The sequence below is a fragment of the Streptomyces sp. NPDC048415 genome (assembly GCF_040651675.1).
In the GTDB taxonomy this organism is placed as follows: Bacteria; Actinomycetota; Actinomycetes; order Streptomycetales; family Streptomycetaceae; genus Streptomyces.
The window spans coordinates 1-1,013 of the sequence record NZ_JBEZKJ010000234.1 but is presented as its reverse complement, the minus strand read 5'-3'; the positions used below and the strand labels follow the sequence as shown (position 1 = coordinate 1,013).

Below are 1,013 nucleotides of genomic sequence, written 5' to 3'. Positions count from 1 at the left end.
CTAGGCCGTTTCTGATGGCTCTTGGACGGTGTCGCGGAGCCAGATGACGATCGCCGTGACGGCCAGGGTGCCGTTGAAGATGTAGTCGCGTTTGTCATACCGGGTGGCCACCGCGCGGAACTGCTTCCACTTGTTCACGCACCGTTCGACCGCGTTGCGTTGACGGTACTGAGCCTTGTCGAAGGCCGGAGGCCGGCCGCCGGAGCGTCCGCGGTGCTTGCGGTGGGCCCGCTGGTCATCGGGCTGCGCGATGGTGGCCTTGATGCCGCGCCGTCGCAGGTAGGCGCGGTTGTCGCGGCTTGAGTACGCCTTGTCGCCGCGCACCCGGTCCGGTCGGCTGCGCGGGCGGCCCGTGCCGCGGCGCCGGATGCGTAAGCCGTTCAGCACCGGGGCGAACATCGGGCTGTCGCCTCGCTGACCGGGCGAGGTCAGCCAGTGCAGTGGGCGGGCCCGGTCGTCGGAGAGCAGATGTACTTTGCTGGTCAGCCCGCCCCGCGAGCGCCCCAACGCCTCGCGCCCATCGGCATCCTCACGCGCCCCGCCCCCTTTTGCGGGTAGTCGGCCGGAGGCCGACGCGGCGCCCCCGCCGCATGCTGATGCGCCCGGCAGGAGGTCGAGTCGATGTTCACGGCCCACTCCTGCTGCCGGGCCAGCCGGCTGGCAAGCGCCCCGTCCGGGTCACCGGCATCCGCCTCGATCTGCAGCCCCTCCAGGACGGCTTTCCAGGTGCCGTCGGCCGACCAGCGGCGATGCCGCTCGTAGACGGTCTGCCAAGGACCGTACCGCTCGGGCAGATCTGGCCAGGGCACGCCGGTCCGGGCCCTGAACAAGACCCCGTTGATCACCTTGCGGTGATCCGCCCACTGCCCGCCCGGTCTGCCGTTACCGGGCAGGAGAGGCTCGATCCTCTGCCACTGCGCGTCCGTGAGCTCGTGTCGCCGCACCATACGGGCGTCCTGCCCGGCAAACCACGAGATCCACCCAGCCCACCAAGAGCCATCAGAAATGGCCTA

At 70.2% G+C, this 1,013-nt stretch carries 1 protein-coding gene; it reads right to left on the bottom strand.

What is annotated here, in order from left to right:
* Positions 1-947 (bottom strand): IS5 family transposase gene (locus AB0D27_RS45540; protein WP_362521564.1). Its coding sequence is split into 2 segments (ribosomal slippage): positions 1-561 and positions 564-947, totalling 945 coding nucleotides; the frame shifts between segments, so codons are not numbered across the junction.
* Positions 948-1,013: the final 66 nt, after the last annotated feature.